This window comes from Catonella massiliensis (assembly GCF_016651435.1).
GTDB lineage: Bacteria > Bacillota > Clostridia > Lachnospirales > Lachnospiraceae > Catonella > Catonella massiliensis.
In genome coordinates this window covers 643,301-661,878 of sequence record NZ_JAEPRJ010000001.1, presented here as the reverse complement: position 1 = coordinate 661,878, position 18,578 = coordinate 643,301, and the positions used below count along the sequence as shown (strand labels likewise).

General features: G+C 38.5%; 18 protein-coding genes. 2 read left to right on the top strand and 16 right to left on the bottom strand.

The genetic code is table 11. The annotated features are described in order from the left end of the window. Positions 1-27: 27 nt before the first annotated feature. The 4 genes from JJN12_RS02835 to JJN12_RS02820 form a co-directional block, all read right to left on the bottom strand. Complete coding sequence (locus tag JJN12_RS02835) at positions 28-225, bottom strand: hypothetical protein (protein WP_208428281.1); 198 nt, start codon at positions 223-225, stop codon at positions 28-30. A 150-nt stretch (positions 226-375) separates the two neighbouring features. Beyond that, a complete protein-coding gene (locus JJN12_RS02830) occupies positions 376-1,125 on the bottom strand; it encodes an amino acid ABC transporter ATP-binding protein (protein WP_208428280.1) in 750 nt (249 codons plus the stop codon). After that, positions 1,115-1,789 carry an amino acid ABC transporter permease gene (locus JJN12_RS02825; RefSeq protein WP_208428279.1) on the bottom strand — a complete coding sequence of 225 codons (675 nt, stop codon included), beginning with the start codon at positions 1,787-1,789 and terminating at the stop codon, positions 1,115-1,117. The genes JJN12_RS02830 and JJN12_RS02825 overlap by 11 nt, the downstream gene beginning before the upstream one ends. Beyond that, on the bottom strand, positions 1,789-2,784 hold the full coding sequence (locus JJN12_RS02820) for a transporter substrate-binding domain-containing protein (protein WP_208428278.1): 996 nt from the start codon (positions 2,782-2,784) through the stop codon (positions 1,789-1,791). Before JJN12_RS02820 ends, JJN12_RS02825 begins: the two co-directional genes overlap by 1 nt. Before the next feature lie 338 nt (positions 2,785-3,122). Between JJN12_RS02820 and JJN12_RS02815 the strand changes: the two genes are divergently transcribed. Further along, on the top strand, positions 3,123-3,506 hold the full coding sequence (locus JJN12_RS02815) for a DUF2500 domain-containing protein (RefSeq protein WP_208428277.1): 384 nt from the start codon (positions 3,123-3,125) through the stop codon (positions 3,504-3,506). A gap of 77 nt (positions 3,507-3,583) precedes the next feature. On the opposite strand, the gene JJN12_RS02810 is transcribed toward JJN12_RS02815, so the two are convergent. The 7 genes from JJN12_RS02810 to JJN12_RS02780 form a co-directional block, all read right to left on the bottom strand. Next, positions 3,584-4,141: a manganese efflux pump MntP gene (locus JJN12_RS02810; RefSeq protein WP_208428276.1), complete on the bottom strand. Its 558-nt coding sequence runs from the start codon at positions 4,139-4,141 to the stop codon at positions 3,584-3,586. A 224-nt stretch (positions 4,142-4,365) separates the two neighbouring features. After that, complete coding sequence (locus tag JJN12_RS02805; protein ID WP_208428275.1) at positions 4,366-6,483, bottom strand: glutamine synthetase III family protein; 2,118 nt, start codon at positions 6,481-6,483, stop codon at positions 4,366-4,368. A gap of 37 nt (positions 6,484-6,520) precedes the next feature. Beyond that, the gene (locus JJN12_RS02800) at positions 6,521-7,174 is read right to left on the bottom strand and encodes a YesL family protein (protein ID WP_208428274.1); all 654 of its coding nucleotides are present in this window, start codon (positions 7,172-7,174) and stop codon (positions 6,521-6,523) included. Positions 7,175-7,265: 91 nt separating this feature from the next. Continuing rightward, a complete protein-coding gene (locus JJN12_RS02795) occupies positions 7,266-8,078 on the bottom strand; it encodes a helix-turn-helix domain-containing protein (RefSeq protein WP_208428273.1) in 813 nt (270 codons plus the stop codon). Further along, positions 8,056-8,877 carry a HipA domain-containing protein gene (locus JJN12_RS02790; protein WP_208428272.1) on the bottom strand — a complete coding sequence of 274 codons (822 nt, stop codon included), beginning with the start codon at positions 8,875-8,877 and terminating at the stop codon, positions 8,056-8,058. The genes JJN12_RS02795 and JJN12_RS02790 overlap by 23 nt, the downstream gene beginning before the upstream one ends. A gap of 241 nt (positions 8,878-9,118) precedes the next feature. Further along, positions 9,119-9,595 carry a hypothetical protein gene (locus JJN12_RS02785; protein WP_208428271.1) on the bottom strand — a complete coding sequence of 159 codons (477 nt, stop codon included), beginning with the start codon at positions 9,593-9,595 and terminating at the stop codon, positions 9,119-9,121. Positions 9,596-9,602: 7 nt separating this feature from the next. After that, the gene (locus JJN12_RS02780; RefSeq protein WP_208428270.1) at positions 9,603-10,613 is read right to left on the bottom strand and encodes a hypothetical protein; all 1,011 of its coding nucleotides are present in this window, start codon (positions 10,611-10,613) and stop codon (positions 9,603-9,605) included. Between the two features lie 462 nt (positions 10,614-11,075). Between JJN12_RS02780 and JJN12_RS02775 the strand changes: the two genes are divergently transcribed. Continuing rightward, on the top strand, positions 11,076-11,987 hold the full coding sequence (locus JJN12_RS02775; RefSeq protein ID WP_268905549.1) for a helix-turn-helix domain-containing protein: 912 nt from the start codon (positions 11,076-11,078) through the stop codon (positions 11,985-11,987). On the opposite strand, the gene JJN12_RS02770 is transcribed toward JJN12_RS02775, so the two are convergent. The 5 genes from JJN12_RS02770 to ilvD all read right to left on the bottom strand — a co-directional run bounded on the left by JJN12_RS02770 (position 11,984) and on the right by ilvD (position 18,553). Further along, positions 11,984-13,144: a phosphoglycerate dehydrogenase gene (locus JJN12_RS02770; protein ID WP_208428268.1), complete on the bottom strand. Its 1,161-nt coding sequence runs from the start codon at positions 13,142-13,144 to the stop codon at positions 11,984-11,986. The genes JJN12_RS02775 and JJN12_RS02770 overlap by 4 nt on opposite strands. Positions 13,145-13,284: 140 nt before the next feature. Continuing rightward, complete coding sequence (serC, locus tag JJN12_RS02765) at positions 13,285-14,367, bottom strand: 3-phosphoserine/phosphohydroxythreonine transaminase (RefSeq protein ID WP_208428267.1); 1,083 nt, start codon at positions 14,365-14,367, stop codon at positions 13,285-13,287. A gap of 74 nt (positions 14,368-14,441) precedes the next feature. Beyond that, on the bottom strand, positions 14,442-15,059 hold the full coding sequence (locus JJN12_RS02760; RefSeq protein ID WP_208428266.1) for an SAP domain-containing protein: 618 nt from the start codon (positions 15,057-15,059) through the stop codon (positions 14,442-14,444). Between the two features lie 79 nt (positions 15,060-15,138). Continuing rightward, positions 15,139-16,845: a biosynthetic-type acetolactate synthase large subunit gene (ilvB, locus tag JJN12_RS02755; protein WP_208428265.1), complete on the bottom strand. Its 1,707-nt coding sequence runs from the start codon at positions 16,843-16,845 to the stop codon at positions 15,139-15,141. A 34-nt stretch (positions 16,846-16,879) separates the two neighbouring features. Continuing rightward, positions 16,880-18,553, bottom strand: a complete 1,674-nt coding sequence (gene ilvD / locus JJN12_RS02750; protein ID WP_208428264.1) for a dihydroxy-acid dehydratase — start codon at positions 18,551-18,553, stop codon at positions 16,880-16,882. Between the last annotated feature and the right edge of the window lie 25 nt (positions 18,554-18,578).

The window sequence follows — 18,578 nt, the reverse complement described above, 5'->3', positions numbered from 1 at the left end:
GTCCTTTTCCTTGTTCATTCCTAGTCATCATTGGTTATGACTTTTATCTCTAATTTTAGCGATATTGTCTATACTCTGAGTAATCGCTAAAATTGTCAAAAATATAAACATGAATAAATTATCAGTATTGCGGATTCCAAGTAAATTCATTATTATTAGTGCTATTCCTGTAACAGACACAAATAATTGAAGAAAAGTTATTGCATATAGATATTTTTTACTCATAACTATTATCCTCCTTAATTATCTTTACTCGGTTACCTCCGACTCGGTTTGAACCGAGTAATCATTTTAATTATACTATATCCCACATCTTAATTCAAACTAAGCAAAAAGAGGCCAAGCATAAAGCCTAACCTCTCATCACTATGTCATTTACATAAGCACCTTACTTAAAAAGTCCTTAGTTCTTTCATTCTTAGGGCTTCCAAATATCTCTTCAGGTCTTCCTTCTTCTGCTATGATGCCGCCGTCCATAAAGAGAACCCTGTCGGAGACCTCTCTTGCAAAGCCCATTTCGTGGGTTACTATTACCGTTGTCATACCCTCGCTTACAAGGCTTTTAATAACAGAGAGCACCTCTCCCACCATCTCAGGGTCAAGGGCTGAGGTGGGCTCATCAAAGAGCATTACATCAGGCTCCATTGCAAGGGCTCTTACAATTGCAAGCCTCTGCTTCTGACCACCTGAGAGCTTGTTCGGCTTCTCGTCATATTTTTCAAGAAGCCCTACTCTATTAAGCAGCTCCCTTGCCTTTTCTTTAGCTTCCCTAGGGTTTTTCTTACCAAGTAAGGTGGGAGCAAGAGTGATATTTTCACCAACTGAAAGATGTGGGAAGACATTGAAATGCTGAAATACCATGCCCATATTCTGACGGTGGATATCTATGTTTACCGATTTATCAGTTATATTGGTTCCCTCAAAATATATCTCACCCTTATCAGGCACTTCAAGGAGATTAAGGCAACGAAGAAAGGTAGACTTCCCTCCTCCTGATGGCCCGATTATAGATACTACCTCACCCTTTTTGATATGCTCAGTCACTCCTTTAAGCACCTTAAGGTCTCCAAAGCTTTTATGTAAATTAACAACATCTATTAAATATTCATTATTATTAGCGCTCACCTGCCTTCATCCTCCTTTCAAGTACAGCAACTCCTTTAGAGAGGCTGAATGTAAGTACAAAATATATGATACCGATTATAATAAGCGGTTCCATTGTTAGGAAGGTTGCTCCTGATATGGTCTGGAACTGAGTCATAAGGTCTCCCACAAAGAATACAGACGCAAGAGAGGTTTCCTTAATCATCATAATGAACTCATTGCCAAGAGCAGGAAGAATATATCTTACAGCCTGAGGCAATACTATCTTAAGCATAGTCTGCCTTTTACTAAGTCCAAGCGACCTTGCCGCCTCAGTCTGTCCTTTGTCTACAGCTTCTATACCTGAGCGGATTACCTCGGATACATAGGCGGCCGAGTTCAATATAAGTGCTACAAGTATGCATACAAAGGTGGATGGCTTAAATGACGGAAAAGCTGCCGGTAACATAAACTTAAATATGTAAAGCTGTAAAAGTATAGGTGTCCCTCTGACTATCTCTATATAAGCTGTTACAATAGACCTTATAATTTGGAATCTGTTATTTTTAAGCATAGCCAATACAGAGCCTAATATTGTTCCAAAAAATACGGTTATAAGGCTTAATAGCAGAGTATATCCTGTACCTATTAAAAATAAATTACCATATTTTTCTATCAAAAAAACTATATTCTTAAAAATTCCCATTAATTATTAACCTCTACTCCTAGTGATTTAGCAAGCTCTACAGCCTTATCCTTCCACTGCTTATAAAGCCCCTTATCATTTACTTCTTTAACAATCTGATTTATAGCATTTACGAGTTTGGTCTCACCCTTTGTACAGCCAATAACATTCCCTTTTGATTCATACTCAAACTGAAAATCACTGATAGCAAGCTCTTTGTGAGTGTTAATCATTACCTTTGCAACTGCAAGATCAAGTGTAAGTCCATCAGCCTGACCAGTCATAATCTCCATCGCTCCATTATTTACATCTGCAACAGGAGTGCATTTAGCCTTAGGAAGCTGCGTTGTTGTTAGGTCAAACTGTACTGAGCCATTCTGAGCAAGTACTGTCTTTCCAGCAAAATCATCAGCAGTCTTTAACTTATCTGCATTTTCTTTAAGAATAACAATTCCCTGACCTTCATCCGCATCTGTATTACCAAAAAGGTCTGAAAGCTGCATATTCTTCGCACGATCCTCTGTATAAGCAAGCCCTGCTATTGCCATGTCTACCTGACCAGTGGTAACTGCAGCCTTAATCGCATCAAACTTCATAGGCACAATCTCAAGCTTTACTCCGAGGCTGTCAGCTATATACTGAGCAAGGTCCATATCACAGCCTACATACTTGGTTTCACCGCTGCTTATATCTATAAATTCATTGGGAGCAAAGTCAGGACTGGTTGCACAGGTTATAACTCCTGCCTTAAGAATCTTGTCAAGCTTGTCTCCTTCACCTGTAATATTTGAAAGATCAAGCTTCGTTGCTCCAGACGTATTAGCCGTTGTGCTACTTCCTGCGCCAGCACTTTCTGTAGTTGTGGCACTGCTTATCTTGGCTGTCGATGTTGTAACCGAGCCTGTCTTTGAAGCACTCTTTGCACTGTCTGTCTTAGTAGAGCTTCCTGAACAGGCAGTAAGCATAGTGGCTAAGGTAAGGGTTAAGGCTGCAACAAGTTTAACTGATTTTTTCATAGTGTATCTCCTCTCTGTGAATAAATATTCTTCATTTGCTTTGCGTTATACGGAGATTATAGCACAGTTATATGAATATTTAAAGAGAAATTTTGTATAAATATTCATTAGTTTTAAATAGTTATACTGTGTGATTTTTCAGAATTCCTTAATGATTTTTAAATATATTGGTGGTATAATTATAATAGTAGAATACTTAACTGCACTTTTCCTATATAAATCAGCCTTTGTATAGACGAATTCAGCTAAGTATTAGGCAAATTAGTATTTATAACACAGTCTGAATAACATATAAATACTATATTTAAATAGTACTAAACTAATTTAGGAGGGAATTTATGCTTAATTTTTTTAGTGATGATTGGTTTTCGGATACGGGTTTTACTATTTTTAGCATACTGCCATTTATGTTTGTTATAGTATTTGCAATAATTATTTTTGTAATAATAGCTTCTGCCGTAACCATGCTTCGAACAAAAGCAATAAATGATGCTGCGCCAAGATTAAAATCGCAGGCTAAGATTATATCAAAAAGAACAAGCGTACATGGAATGCAGGGCGGGCATACAACCACCGATTATTTCATTACATTTGAATTTGAAGCGGGCAGCAGACAGGAATTTCAAGTAAACGATTATGAATATGGTACATTAATAGAAGGAGACAGCGGTATTCTTGAACATCAGGGAAGCAGATATTTAGGTTTTGAAAGAAGATATTAACTCCATATTAATTAAACAGTAAAAATCACTCCAGACTATCTCCGGTCGGAGTGATTTTTCTTCTGTTTTTATATTCATTACCCCTGAAAGAACAGATGCTCTATCAGTATCTTAGTGCCAATAAGTATGAGCATGACTCCACCCATTATCTCTGCCTTGGACTTTAGTTTTTCTCCAAATACACTTCCAAGCTTAACTCCAATGAAGCAACAGACAAAGGTAATAAGACCGATGATGGATACCGCAGGAATTATACTTACCTTAAGAAAGGCAAAGGTAACTCCTATGGCGAGGGCATCTATACTGGTTGCAACCGCAAGTGTCAGCATAGTCTTTACATCCATAGAGTCATTTACAACGTCACAGGATTTCGCCTCCTTTATCATATTTATGCCTATGATACCAAGAAGCACAAAGGCTATCCAATGGTCAATGGAGCTAACCACATTCTTAAATCCGCTTCCAAGTAAGAAGCCTATAAGCGGCATCAGTGCCTGAAATACTCCAAAGTAGAGCGAACAGACAAGAGCCTTCTTTATATCCATCTTTTTCATAGCTAAGCACTTACATACGGATACCGCAAAGGCATCCATAGAAAGCCCTACTCCAATAACCAATATATCAACAATATTCATAACTTACCCCTAATATATTTAATACAAGTGCCAAAAGTATAGAAATTCGATGCAAGCTTGCCTGCAAGAGGATTTATTAACTTTTAACAACCACATCACAAGTATAAAAGATAAATATATATGCAATCACCTTGCAAAAATATTAATTATCCTTTGACACCTGCTCTTAGAAGATAAAATGCATAAATATCTTTCCTAAACGGATATTTATGCATTTATTCATCTTAAACTTCAAACAATATATCACTGTATGTCGGTACAGGCCAATAGTCCCTGCCAACAATAACCTCAAGACTGTCAATACTCTCACGAAGCTCTGTCATAGCCGGAGCTACCTTAGTGTTAAATGCTTCAGCCTGCTCCTTGCCCTCAGGAAGCTTCTTTGCATCTATTATCATATTTTCCATCTCATCTGCCTGATTACTAGCGGCAGCAAGAAGTGATGAAACCTTCTTAAGTAAATCTTTTTGCATAGAGCACTCAAGTTCCAAGCCTGTACTTTCCATCTCATTTATCGCCTTTGCAAGTACAGTCTGGTACTTAATGACAGCAGGGATGAAAAGCCTCCTTACCATATCAATCATGGTCTTCGCCTCTATGTTGATGGTCTTTGTGTATTTCTCATACTGAATCTCAGCTCTGGACTCAAGCTCAGTGCGGTTTAACACCTTTTCCTTCGCAAATACTTCTATAGTGTGGTCATCAATGAGTGACGGAATTGCCTCCACCATTGACTTTGTATTAGGAAGTCCACGCCTTGCGGCCTCTTTCACCCATTCCTCTGAATAGCCGTTTCCGTTAAATATGATTCTCCTATGCTCAGTCAGGGTGTCTATGATGAGGTCGTGTACAGCCTGATTGAAGTCCTCTGCCTTTTCAAGCTTGTCAGCCATGTCCCTAAATACACTTGCAACTATAGTATTGAGTACGGTATTTACTCCTGCAATTGACATTGACGAAGCCACCATTCTAAACTCAAACTTATTACCTGTAAATGCAAAAGGAGAGGTTCTGTTTCTATCAGTTGCATCCAAGAAGAGATTTGGCAGGCTGTGTACGCCGATATCAAGCTTCCTTCCCTGCTTGCTCGAAGTAGCTTCTCCAGTCTCTATTATCTGCTCAACAAGGTCTTCAAGCTGGTCTCCAAGGAAAATGGATATAATGGCAGGAGGTGCCTCATCTGCACCAAGCCTATGCTCATTCCCGGGATTTGAAGCTGAAAGCCTTAAAAGTACGGCATTTTCATCCACAGCCTTTATTATAGCGGCAAGCACAAGCATAAACTGCACATTCTCGTGCGGAGTCTTGCCTGGATCCAACATGTTTTTCCCTGTATCGGTCACTATAGACCAGTTATTGTGTTTTCCTGAACCATTTACACCTGCAAAAGGCTTCTCGTGAAGCAGACATTCAAGCCCGTGGCGCTTTGCCACCTTCTTCATTGTTTCCATAACAAGCTGATTGTGGTCAGTGGCAATATTTGCAGTAGTAAATACAGGAGCCATTTCGTGCTGAGCCGGAGCCACCTCATTGTGCTGGGTTTTAGCGTAGATACCAAGCTTCCAACACTCTTCATTAAGCTCCTTCATAAAAAGCTCTATACGTTCAGGAATATTGCCATAGTAGTGATCATCAAGTTCCTGAGTCTTAGGAGGCATAGCTCCAAATAGAGTGCGGCCTGTAAAGAGGAGGTCTTCTCTTTTTAAGTAATCTTCTCTGTCTATAAGGAAATATTCCTGCTCAGGCCCAACTGAACAGCTCACTCCCGTAACATCTTCATCTCCAAAAAGTCTTGCAATCCTTGTAGCCTGCTTGCTTATAGCCTCCATCGAGCGAAGCAGAGGAGTCTTCTCGTCAAGTGCCTCACCTGTATATGAGCAAAATGCTGTAGGTATGCAGAGGGTTACACCTGCTGTATCCTCCTTTAAGAAAGCAGGAGAGGTACAATCCCAGGCTGTATAGCCCCTCGCCTCAAAGGTTGCCCTAAGGCCTCCTGACGGAAAGGACGAGGCATCTGACTCTCCCTTAATAAGCTCCTTGCCTGAGAAGCGCATTATTATCCCGCCCTTGCCCTCAGGCTTTAGGAAGGAGTCATGCTTCTCAGCGGTAATCCCCGTCATAGGCTGGAACCAATGCGAGAAATGGGTAGCCCCTCTTTCCATAGCCCAGGCCTTCATAGCATGTGCTACTGCCCTTGCTATCTTCTCGTTAAGATCTTCGCCGTTATCTATGGTCTTTCTAAGCTCCTTGTATACATCACTTGGGAGCCTGTCTTTCATTACCTCGTCATTAAATACATTTTTTGCGAAATCCCTTGGCAGCGCAAATTTTTCCTCGGACATACTCTTCCTCTTTTCTTATAATACTCCTGATAATTCTCTACTCCAGATACCATTCGTCCTTATTCTCATTCTCTCCGTCTGTCTGTACCATGCCCATGCATTTTTGGAGCACCTTCTCCATCATTATAGAAATGAGGAGGTTGACAGTCACAGGTATAAACAGCATCGCAAGTCCGGCTGAAATATATACCAAAACAAAGCTTCCAAACAACAAAATGATAGAAACAACCGTTGTAAGCAGATGTCTTATCGCCAGATAAAATGACAGTCTAAACAGCCCTGAGAGCTTTAACGAAAACCTTGAAATAAGCGGGAAAATATATATTGCTATAAATGACATAACTATACCGATAACAATGTATAGGTAGCGCATATAGGTAAGGCTGTTTTTTATGTAATTAATAGCAAATTTAACGTCCACATACAGAATCAGTCCTACTACTACAAGAATAAGCCCTACTATGAAGCTTTGCTTAAAATCTCTCTTAAATGCCTTGAAAAATTCTTTGATAGGATAGCTCCTGTCTCGCCTTATTGATTTAACTGTTGAATAATAGAGTGCCGAGGTAGCAGGTCCTATGGTCACAATAGGAATACAGACCAAAACATAGACTATGCTAAGTGCCACTGTATCAAAAAGCTTCCCCATAAAGCGGAAGAAAAAATTGTTCATATTAAATAAATTACCCATAAAAATAACCTCTTTTTCTACTTTGACAATGTCTCACAACTATATAATTATCTATGTATTCGAACGAGATGTCAAGAGAAAAAATGTAGCATTACCAGCTGTTCTTCTCTACGTCTCCCCTAAAGAATAGATTCTCCTTTAAGTTCGGCTTTATCGCCTTTAGTCTTCCTTTGTCAATTAGATAAGTCAGATTCTGCTTTGAACAGCCTAAAATTTCGCAAGCCTTTGCTGTATCAACTATATTATCACCAACAAAACTATACAAATCTTTACCTGAAACATTTATTTTCTTACCTGACTTTAACAATAACCACTTTTCTATTTCAATAGAATCATTAAATGTTATGCTATAACCGCCAACCCCCACTTTTACTGACTTATATACATCCTTATTCTTTAATACTGAAGCTAGTTTCCCATTTGTATCCACAAGTTTCGTTAAATCTATCCGCCTTACAGTATCATCCCCAAATAAACAAATAACATCAGATTCTCCTGACGTAAAACACTCCAGTACATTATCTTCACTTCGCTTTCTAATAGCTAAAGGAACATCTTCATATTCTACTTTCTTGATATAACAATTATCCTGCGAGCATCTTCCCCCGGATAGTTCTAATAATTTCATCTCATCATAGGATTTCATTTTATGATTTTTCAATATGCTTCCGATGTTCTGTCTACCGCTTGGTATCACCCTTCCCTTTACCCAAAGCATGCTGACTTCTTTGGGTATTGTATAAATACTCTTCTCTACATAAGATGAAAATAATAATGGAGCTTCCCATTTGTCTAATTCTCGGTTTAATTCTATAATGAATTCATTACATTTATCATAATAGTATAAATATCCAATCGGGCATTTCATTTTCCATTCTTCATCATAAATCGCATAGGTCTTCATACTTACACCACCTTGAATATATCATTTCCCATATCTTATCTCTGTGTTTATTTGATATAGCTTCTTCTAAATCCTTAAACAAAATATTTCTGTCACTTTCTTTCAAGTGCTTCTTAAAAATGCTTTTCTTATCTTTTATTAGCTTTAAGTTGTCAAATGTTGACCTGCTTCCTATAAAGTTCTGGCATGGCTTATCTTCCATAACATCAAATTTTTCTATCTGCTCTTCGCTGTAACAGCTACATAAAAGCGATAGTCCATGGTCAAATAGCGGTGCGATTCTTAGAGAGTGTTTTCTGCTGTTGCGGAGCACTTCTATATTGGCACCATGCCTGTCTCTGTTTAGGATAAGAAAATCAATGGCTAACATCGTATCTATATATCTCTGCCAGCCGTTTTCTTTGCAAAATTCATAGTGTGAAATCCCCTTTCCTGCATTTATCTGATAATAATCGTCTAAAGCTACTTTAGATTCTCCCTGTGCTTTAAAATCTGCCGAAGCACACAGCCAGGTCTCGTATCTTCTTCCTTCTAATTCAATATCTGCATGAATCAGCTGATATTCCAAATGTTCAATCCCCAGTATAGTAAGCAGTCTATCCACAATAATCTCATTTACACATTCATGTCCAACCACTCCTTTTTCACTGTCAAAATTAGATAGCTTGTAATATATTTTTCTTCCGTCAATTGTTGACTGTGATTTTAAAAAGGTCCCTGCTGTTCCACTTGAATTTCTTGCGTGTGACCACAATAAATATGTCAAATCCTGCTTAGCTGTAATTACTTTATCATCCATACACTCTCACCTCTATTCTTAGCATGATTATACTGTTTTATTTGATGTATGTCAAATAAAATGCTATATATCTTTTGCAAGCATAAGGCTAAAATAAAAAAATCACACCTTAAAGTGGATAAAAAAGTTTATCTCTTCTAAGGTGTGAAATTGTGTAATTGATGTGCGTAGGTTGATAGGCTGTTGCTATGGCATAAAAGCATCTGTTTATCAGCCTTTTTTAGCATCACTGGATTAACTGTTATGCATCTCCTGAATCATCACAAGTCCAATAGTCATCCTTACTGATATTAATTGACCCGCTATTTTTGTCTATGGGGTAAAGTATCAAACTGTCAAAATCGCCTTTAATACGCATAATACCTACAGACTCATTTACAGCTTCTGCTCCTATTGAGGTATCTTTAATACCAGCACGAATAATAGGAACCTCAACAGTATCCTTTTTATCTAAAATGATTTCAACCTTTACATCCCTTAATTGACTATGGAATTCCTCAATATTAATATCACCAATAAACTTCATCTTTGAGCTTAACAGGTTATATTTAATTTCACCATCTATTATTATTTCACTTTGTTCACTAAGCACGCCTTTAATAAAATGTTTTATTGGCTTTTTTAAGGTTACTTCTCTCTTAAGGGGAAACAGAAGGACTCCCGCTACAGCCATTAGGCATATTATTATCCCTAAAATTCTATTTCTAATTGATACCACCTACTTTCTAAAACATCATATGTGCAACAAACCTCGGTGTATGAATTTTTATTTTAATTTTATTAGTTCGCATTGAGGTGCTATAAGCTGTATATGAATCTATACATCTAACAGCCTCAAAACCATTGGAATGTTGGTTTGCAATTGCTTTTGCATTGTCATAGTCTCCTCGTATATCATATGGACCAAAATCAAAACTTCTATTTATTGCATTACCTCTTACATTTAGTGCAAATGTTACAGTATGAGATGCACTCATTCGATTTGTAGACAATGAATATACCCAATTTTTTGAAGACTTATTCCATACAAAAACAAATTTTTGAACCACAACTGTGTTCAGAGTGACTACAGTAGCATTCCCTGTCGAAGATATTTCACTTGGCTTTGGTTTAGCTACTTCCAAGAGTTCATATGGTGTCCAACCTAATATTGGTATAGCCCCTATCCCCTTATAAGCATAAATTTTCACAATTTCTGAAATCCAATTTCTTGCCTCTCTAGTTCTCGGGCTTATTTTATTATAAATATACCCTGTCTGTGTTTTATTAAGATAAGGGTCTTTTCCAATACTCTCAAATATAACATGAGTTTGTTTTTTACCCCCATATGTTGTTTGATATTGCCATACATTATACACACCTTGAAATGTTCTAATGATATCGTCAGCTGGATTATTTGATACTCCATACGCTACAGTCATTCCTTTTTTAGTTCTAAAATCTCTATCACTTTTAAGTAACTCGTTAATACTTTCACTAGATGCCTTTTTCACGCCTAATGATAGTAGCTTTTGCTCGTACTTTGTAATATCATAATCAGTATCACCATCAAACATTCTTTTCAAGCTAACGTCATTTTTCTTATTTCTTAATATTGATAACTTTTCAATTATTCTTTCAGCGGTCATTGCCTCATTATCAGTCAATTCCCTTCCGTAAGCGTCCGCTCTTTGACTCAAAAATACTAAAACCACGAATACCATAAGCACCAAAAAATCTATTTTCTTTTTAAACATCCAATTCTCCCTCCTTTAGCTAGTCAGCAATTATCTACCAAATAGTTCTAACAACCAAGTTCTACTAAGTTTAGAATACATTTAATTCTATAACTAAACTCACTTTTAATTGTTCACGTAACATCATCTTAAGCAAAAAATCACAATTATGTATCTCCGTTTTTATACCTCATTGGAAACATCTTTACCATAATATCTTCACCTCTTATTTGTTTATACTTCTGACTATCCATCAATTGTTACATACTAAGCCATTTGAACTCTGTTGGGTTCGCTCTAATTAGCTCCCTTAACGTAGAATCAAAATTTGCAAATAATAGTAATTCACATATTTACAACAACATTCCAATAATTATTTATATCTAATTTTCTTTACAATTATCTTATTTAACTATATAATATTACTAAAAATATTAAATTTCAAGGGACATCGATGTCCCTTTTTACCGAAGGGAGCTTAATATGTCATATAACCTTAAAGTATTTAGCCAAAAGTTAAGGTCTATAAGAAAGTCATTAATGCTACATAAAGATTATATTGCAGATAAAACCGGCATCAGTATAAAAACCATAGTCCGCCTTGAGAACGGTAAATGCCTGCCTAACCTCGATACATTAGAATTACTTTCGCCTTTGTATAAGACAGACTTGGTTAGCCTATTGGTAGAATGCCATTTTGATGATTATTATACATTTACATCCATAACCAATGAAATAGAAAACAAAATAGATAATCGTGAATTTGATAAGTTAGAGTCAAGTCTGAACCTGTTAAAAGAGTTCTCCTGCTCTATAAGCAATGAGTATTATAAAACCTCTATCTCACAACAAATTATTTTTATAAACGGTATTTTAGAATATAGCAGAAAGGAATACCGTCTGGCACTTGATACCTACATCAAGGCTTTTAGGTTAACGGAACCCGATTTTACTTTAGAAGAATATTCTGGCTGTATTTTATCTGATGCTGAGGTTAGAATACTTATGAATATAGGCTTTACACTTGATAAACTGGAGGGGGCAAAAAAGAGCCTTGATATTATGCTCTTTTGCAAGGACTCTTTAGAAAATAATTCTGCCATGTATCCAAAAATATGCCACAATATAGCCGTTATTTATTCCAAGATGGAAAATTATTCTAAGTCTTTAGAGTACTATAACGAGGGAATAGATTCGTGTAGAAAGTCAAGGAATCCACTCGGTATGGGCTTATTATACTACGGTAAAGGCTATTCAGAATATAAGCTTGGCCTTGATAATTATCTCCACTCATTTAACACATCTATAACGCTTTGCAAGGCATTCGGACATGACGCGGTAAAGGAAATAATTATTTCTAAATGTAAGGAACACTGTGGAATAATCCTTGATTAAGTACTTCTTACCTTAAGTACTCCCTCTATATCATTAAGCGCATTTCTCATTTCATCTGTAACTATAGTATCTATGTCAAAAACAGAGTAGGCATAATCTCCCCTGCTCTTGTTTACAAGCTCCTCAATATTTACATTGTAAGAAGAAAGCACAGTTGTAAACTTAGTTATCATGCTTGGGATATTCTTATGTAATATGGTAATTCGTGAAACACTTGTATGCTTTGCTACCTCACAGTTTGGGTAGTTGACAGAGTTTTTGATACTTCCCTTTTCAAGGTAATCCACAACCTCCTTAACTGCCATAACTGCGCAGTTATCCTCTGATTCCTCAGTGGAGGCTCCAAGGTGAGGTATGGCAATAACACCCTTCATATTAGCTGTTTTTTCATTTGGAAAGTCAGTTACATACTTCTTCACCTTGCCACTGGCAAGTGCTTTTTCGATATCCTCATCATTTACAAGGGCATCTCTTGAAAAGTTTAAGATAACTACACCATCTTTCATAAGACCCAGGCTGTAAACATTTATCATGTGCTTAGTTGCATCCATAAGAGGCACATGTACTGTAATATAGTCACAGGTTCTATATATCTCTTCCACAGTTTTTACATGGATTACATCTCTAGAAAGGCTCCAGGCATGCTCTACAGAGATATAAGGGTCACAACCGTAAACCTCCATTCCAAGTCTCTTTGCTGCATTGGCAACAAGTACTCCTATGGCACCAAGGCCTATTACTCCAAGTTTCTTCCCCTCTATCTCATTGCCTGCAAAGTTTCCTTTTTCCTTTTCTACAAGCTTAGAAAGTCCTTCTGCATCCTTGTTCGCCTGCACCCAGTTAATTCCTCCCACTATATCACGGGCAGCAAGAAGAAGACCTGCTATAACAAGCTCCTTGACCGCATTTGCATTGGCTCCCGGAGTATTGAATACAACTATTCCCTGCTCTGCACATTTATCGAAAGGGATATTGTTAACTCCGGCACCTGCTCTGGCTATGGCAAGGAGATTGTCACCAAGTTCAAGAGACTTCATATCTGCACTTCTTACAAGAACAGCATCTGCCTCACTTAACTCTTCCGTAAATCTGTAATTTTCATCAAGCTCTTTAAGTCCTATGCCTGATATCTTATTTAATGTTTTTATTCTATACATAGTATTCCCCCCTAACAAGCTCCCAGATGCTCATATTTTGTCCTGTAATTTTAATATTTCCACAGATACATTTCAGCTGCACCTATTTAATATTTTTTAAGTCCTAAATATTACAAATATTTCAGCAGTTATCATTTAGACTATAGGTTTTCAGCCTCAAATTTCTTCATAAACTCAACAAGCTTTTCTACTCCCTCTATCGGCATAGCATTGTAGATGCTTGCTCTCATGCCACCAACACTTCTATGTCCTTTAAGGTTTACAAAGCCTACCGCCTGTGCCTCTTTGATAAACTTCGCATCCAGCTCTTCATTACCTGTTACAAAAGGTACATTCATTAAAGAACGGTCTTTTTTTCTGACTGTGCCCTTAAAAAGTTTGCTATTATCAAGAAAATCGTAAAGAATACCAGCTTTTTTCTCATTTTTCTCCTTCATCACACCAAGCCCACCCTGAGCCTTGAGCCATTTAAATACCTTACCGCATACATAGATACCGTAGGCAGGCGGAGTATTGTAAAGTGACTTATTATCTGCATGTATCTTGTACTTCATCATTGTAGGTGTACCGGGAAGTACATCTTCCGTAATCAAATCTTCCCTAATAATCACAATTACAGTTCCTGCAGGTCCAATGTTCTTCTGGACTCCTCCGTAAATGATACCGTATTTGCTTACATCCACAGGCTCGCTTAAAAAGCAGGAGGATACATCAGCTACAAGAGTCTTGCCCTTGGTATTAGGAAGAGTCTTAAACTTGGTTCCGTATATTGTATTATTTTCACATATATATACATAGTCTGCATTGTCCCTTATAGGCAGGTCGCTACAGTCAGGAATGTATGAAAAGGTTTCATCAGCAGAGGACGCCACTGCTACGGCATCACCATATATCTTTGCTTCTTCAAATGCCTTCTTTGCCCACTGACCTGTGATAATGTAGTCAGCTACCTTGTTTTTCATAAGGTTCATAGGAATCATAGCAAACTGGAGTGAAGCTCCGCCCTGCAAGAACAGTACCTTATAGTTATCAGGTATATTCATAAGTTCTCTAAGGTCATCTTCCGCAGTATTTATAATGCTTTCAAAGGCTTTGGAGCGGTGGCTCATCTCCATAACGGACATACCGGTTCCGCCATAATTCATCATTTCTTCCTGACACTCTTTAAGTACTTCCTCGGGAAGTACTGCAGGCCCTGCTGAAAAATTATAAACTCTTTCCATAAATGTTCCTCCTCTATGTATTGTTATTTATTTAACAAATAATATTACAACATTATACTGCTACAAATTTGACGTTATTTATGATACTCCTCTATTTTATCTCCATACTCATTTAGTAGTTGTCTCGAATAAATTTTTTCATTTTTTGAGTCTCTAACTTCTTTCCATAGAATAGCAGCAACTTTTAACTTGTCAGAATAATAGTCGCTAAATTCATCTGAGCAAAAATCCTTTAGGAATTGATTCCATTGACAGGCTGAATTATCATACTTAGCGTAGTCAGACTCGCCATAATATACTTTAAGCATATCTTGAATTGTAAAGTTTAAGTCATTTTCTGCTTTTACTTTTCTCCATGCAGTTGCCATATCAGCATTAAACTTAAATGGATTAATACCCGTTACAGCCGAAAAATACTCTCGAAATTTTTGGTTGAAGGAAAAACCACATTCAAACAATCTCGTGTTTAAGGTTATCGCTTTGGTTTGATTTTTGGTTAATTTCTTTACGGATTTTTCTACTCTATTTCCCTTAAAATATTGTTCTATAATATGATTTAGTTCTTGTTTTGTACATCTGTATTCTAATTCAAGAGACTTACAAATTTCGGCTAGTTCTTCTCGATACCAATAGTATCTACTAAATTCTACAAATGATTTTATATCTCTAAAATTGGGTCTACCTTCCTTCAAATGTCCTCCTCCACAAATTCAACTTTATAGAAAAGAAACAGCCCTACTTTATGCAAGTCTGTTTCTTTGATGTCAATCTCTATTTTTTAGCCTTAGCCTCTTTTTCCTTTACATCTTCCTCAGAGAAAGTCTCCTCAAGAGTAGCGCCAGCTGGCACCATAGGCCATACGCTTTCATTTTTGTCAATTACAACTTCTATGAATACTGGGCCTTTAGCCTTAAGAGCCTTCTTAATAACCTCGTCTACTTCCTCTTTCTTTGTTACCCTGAAAGCCTTTATATTCATTGACTCAGCAAGCTTTACATAGTCAATATCCTGAGAAAGCAGAGTCTGAGAGTATCTCTTGCCGTAGAAGAGAGTCTGCCACTGTCTTACCATACCGAGTACATTGTTGTTAAATACTACTTCAATAATAGGCACATTGTAATGTGCGGCAGTTGCAAGCTCATTCATATTCATACGGAAACAGCCATCTCCCGCAAGGTTGATAACCTGCTTGTTTGGGAGGCCTATCTGTGCTCCGATGGAAGCTCCAAGGCCGTAGCCCATGGTTCCCAGACCACCTGATGTAAGCAGGGTTCTTGGCTTACTATACTTGTAGAACTGTGCAGCCCACATCTGATGCTGTCCTACTTCTGTAGAAATGATGGCGTCACCCTTTGTAAGTCTGTAAAGCTCCTCTATGAAATATGGGCCTGTAAGTTCATTTTCGTGATATCTGAGTGGATATTTTGCCTGCATCTCTGCAATATGCTCCATCCATTCATCATGGGACTGCTTAGTAAGCTTCTTGTTAAGCTCCTTAAGTACATCCTTTACATCACCTTCTATGCTTAGGTCAACCTTAACATTCTTATTTATCTCAGCAGGGTCAATGTCTATATGAAGTATCTTAGCTCTCTTTGCAAAGCTCTTGGTATTGCCTGTAACTCTGTCTGAGAATCTTGCACCAAGTACCACAAGGAGGTCACATTCAGTTACTGAAAAATTGGCTGTCTTGGTTCCATGCATACCTATCATTCCCATATAACGCTTGTCAGTGCCGTCAAATGCTCCCTTTCCCATAAGGGAATCGCAGACAGGGGCATCCATAAGGTCAACCAAGGCCTTTATCTCTTTGTGTGCTTCTGAGATGATGGCACCGCCACCAAGGAAGATGACAGGGCGTTTTGCCTTAGCTATCATTTCTGCTGCCTTATCAAGCTCTTTTTCAGTAAAGCTTTTTTCTTTCTTGGCCTTATCCGCCTTTTTAACATCCTCTTTTTTGTATTCGCATTTATTGGCTGTTACATCCTTGGTTATATCCACAAGCACAGGGCCGGGTCTTCCGCTTGCAGCTATCTTAAATGCTCTTCTTATAGTCTTTGCAAGCTTCTTTACATCCTTTACAATGAAGTTATGCTTTGTAATAGGCATGGTCACGCCTGCTATGTCTACCTCCTGAAAAGAGTCCTTTCCAAGAAGATTGGTGCCTACATTTCCTGTAATTGCTACCATAGGAACAGAATCCATATATGCATTGGCAATACCGGTTACAAGGTTGGTTGCACCCGGACCGCTTGTCGCAAGGCAGACCCCGACCTTACCTGTTGCCCTTGCATATCCGTCAGCCGCATGTGCAGCCCCCTGCTCGTGAGAAGTAAGGATATGCTTTATTTCATCCTGATGGCGGTAAAGCTCATCATAGAGATTTAATACTGCTCCGCCAGGATATCCAAAAATAGTATCTACTCCCTGCTCCTTCAAACATTCAACAAGTATCTGTGATCCATTAAGTTCTGCCATATATTCTCCTTTTCATTTCAATCAAATAAATATATTACTGCATCTTAGGCACTTCAAGTATGGCTCCTCTGTTGCCTGATGTAACCATAGCCTGATATCTCTTAAGATAGCCCGTAACCTCAGCCATTTCCTTCGGCTTCCAATTCTTTCTTCTATTTTCGAGTTCTTCATCTGAAAGCTTTACATTAAGCGTCATTTCAGGGATGTTTATAGAAATAATATCCCCTTCTTCAATGAGTGCTATAGGGCCTCCGACTGCTGCCTCAGGTGAAACATGTCCTATGGAAGCTCCTCTTGACGCACCTGAGAATCTTCCATCAGTTATGAGAGCTACAGTCGAGCCAAGTCCCATACCGGCAATTGCTGAGGTAGGGTTTAACATCTCCCTCATACCGGGACCTCCCTTTGGCCCTTCATATCTGATAACCACTACATCGCCCGGTACTATCTTGCCACCTTTGATTGCTGCTACAGCATCTTCCTCTGACTCAAACACTCTCGCAGGTCCTTCGTGTACCATCATTTCCTCTACAACAGCAGAGCGCTTTACTACACTTCCGTCAGGTGCGATATTTCCCTTAAGTACAGCAAGGCCTCCTGTCTTGCTAAATGGATTGCTCACAGGTCTAATGACCTCTTCGTCCCTGTTGTAAGCATTTTTAATATTCTCGCCTATGGTCTTGCCTGTAACTGTCATACATTCGGTATTGATGAGGCCAATGTCAGCAAGTTCCTTCATCACCGCATATACGCCTCCTGCCTCATTTAGGTCTTCCATATAGGTGTTGCCGGCAGGTGCAAGGTGGCAGAGGTTAGGAGTTTTCTCACTAATTGGGTTTGCAAATGCTATGTCAAAGTCAAAGCCTATCTCGTGAGCGATTGCAGGAAGGTGGAGCATGGAGTTTGTAGAACAGCCAAGTGCCATATCCACTGTAAGTGCGTTGATTATTGCTTCCTTTGTCATTATATCACGAGGCTTTATATCTCTTCTAAACATTTCCATAACTGCCATTCCGGCGTGTTTTGCAAGCTTAATTCTCTCAGAATATACCGCAGGTATGGTGCCATTGCCACGAAGTCCCATTCCAAGTGCCTCTGTAAGGCAGTTCATCGAATTTGCCGTATACATACCTGAGCAGGAGCCACAGGTTGGACAGGCTTTATTTTCATATTCCAGTACATCTTCTTCGCTTAGGTTCCCTGCTGCATAGGCTCCTACTGCTTCAAACATAGAGGAAAGACTGGTTTTGCAGCCCTTCACCTTGCCCGCAAGCATAGGTCCACCTGATACAAAGACCGTAGGCACATTTACCCTTGCAGCCGCCATAAGGAGGCCAGGCACATTTTTATCGCAGTTAGGTATCATAACCAATGCATCAAACTGGTGTGCAAGTGCCATACATTCTGTAGAGTCAGCTATCAAATCTCTTGTTACAAGGGAGTATCTCATACCCACATGTCCCATGGCTATACCATCACAGACTGCAATAGCAGGGAAAACCACAGGCATACCGCCTGCTTCAGCCACTCCAAGCCTAACTGCATCTACTATCTTATCAATATTCATGTGCCCGGGTACTATCTCATTGTATGAGCTTACAATACCTACCATTGGCTTTTTCATTTCCTCGGCAGTAAAGCCGAGTGCATTAAACAAACTTCTTGCCGGTGCCTGCTTCATACCGGCTCTAGCGTTATCACTTTTCATCTATTATATCCTTTCTATCTCTCTG

What these genes read in the sequence shown, in the direction of transcription:
- ilvD (WP_208428264.1), bottom strand. Translation starts at nt 18,553, where the DNA reads ATGAAAAGTGATAACGCTAGAGCCGGTATGAAGCAGGCACCGGCAAGA.
- JJN12_RS02810 (WP_208428276.1), bottom strand. Translation starts at nt 4,141, where the DNA reads ATGAATATTGTTGATATATTGGTTATTGGAGTAGGGCTTTCTATGGAT.
- JJN12_RS02820 (WP_208428278.1), bottom strand. Translation starts at nt 2,784, where the DNA reads ATGAAAAAATCAGTTAAACTTGTTGCAGCCTTAACCCTTACCTTAGCC.
- JJN12_RS02780 (WP_208428270.1), bottom strand. Translation starts at nt 10,613, where the DNA reads ATGTTTAAAAAGAAAATAGATTTTTTGGTGCTTATGGTATTCGTGGTT.
- JJN12_RS02795 (WP_208428273.1), bottom strand. Translation starts at nt 8,078, where the DNA reads ATGAAGACCTATGCGATTTATGATGAAGAATGGAAAATGAAATGCCCG.
- JJN12_RS02800 (WP_208428274.1), bottom strand. Translation starts at nt 7,174, where the DNA reads ATGGGTAATTTATTTAATATGAACAATTTTTTCTTCCGCTTTATGGGG.
- JJN12_RS02815 (WP_208428277.1), top strand. Translation starts at nt 3,123, where the DNA reads ATGCTTAATTTTTTTAGTGATGATTGGTTTTCGGATACGGGTTTTACT.
- serC (WP_208428267.1), bottom strand. Translation starts at nt 14,367, where the DNA reads ATGGAAAGAGTTTATAATTTTTCAGCAGGGCCTGCAGTACTTCCCGAG.
- JJN12_RS02790 (WP_208428272.1), bottom strand. Translation starts at nt 8,877, where the DNA reads ATGGATGATAAAGTAATTACAGCTAAGCAGGATTTGACATATTTATTG.
- JJN12_RS02835 (WP_208428281.1), bottom strand. Translation starts at nt 225, where the DNA reads ATGAGTAAAAAATATCTATATGCAATAACTTTTCTTCAATTATTTGTG.
- JJN12_RS02805 (WP_208428275.1), bottom strand. Translation starts at nt 6,483, where the DNA reads ATGTCCGAGGAAAAATTTGCGCTGCCAAGGGATTTCGCAAAAAATGTA.
- JJN12_RS02825 (WP_208428279.1), bottom strand. Translation starts at nt 1,789, where the DNA reads ATGGGAATTTTTAAGAATATAGTTTTTTTGATAGAAAAATATGGTAAT.
- JJN12_RS02770 (WP_208428268.1), bottom strand. Translation starts at nt 13,144, where the DNA reads ATGTATAGAATAAAAACATTAAATAAGATATCAGGCATAGGACTTAAA.
- ilvB (WP_208428265.1), bottom strand. Translation starts at nt 16,845, where the DNA reads ATGGCAGAACTTAATGGATCACAGATACTTGTTGAATGTTTGAAGGAG.
- JJN12_RS02775 (WP_268905549.1), top strand. Translation starts at nt 11,076, where the DNA reads ATGTCATATAACCTTAAAGTATTTAGCCAAAAGTTAAGGTCTATAAGA.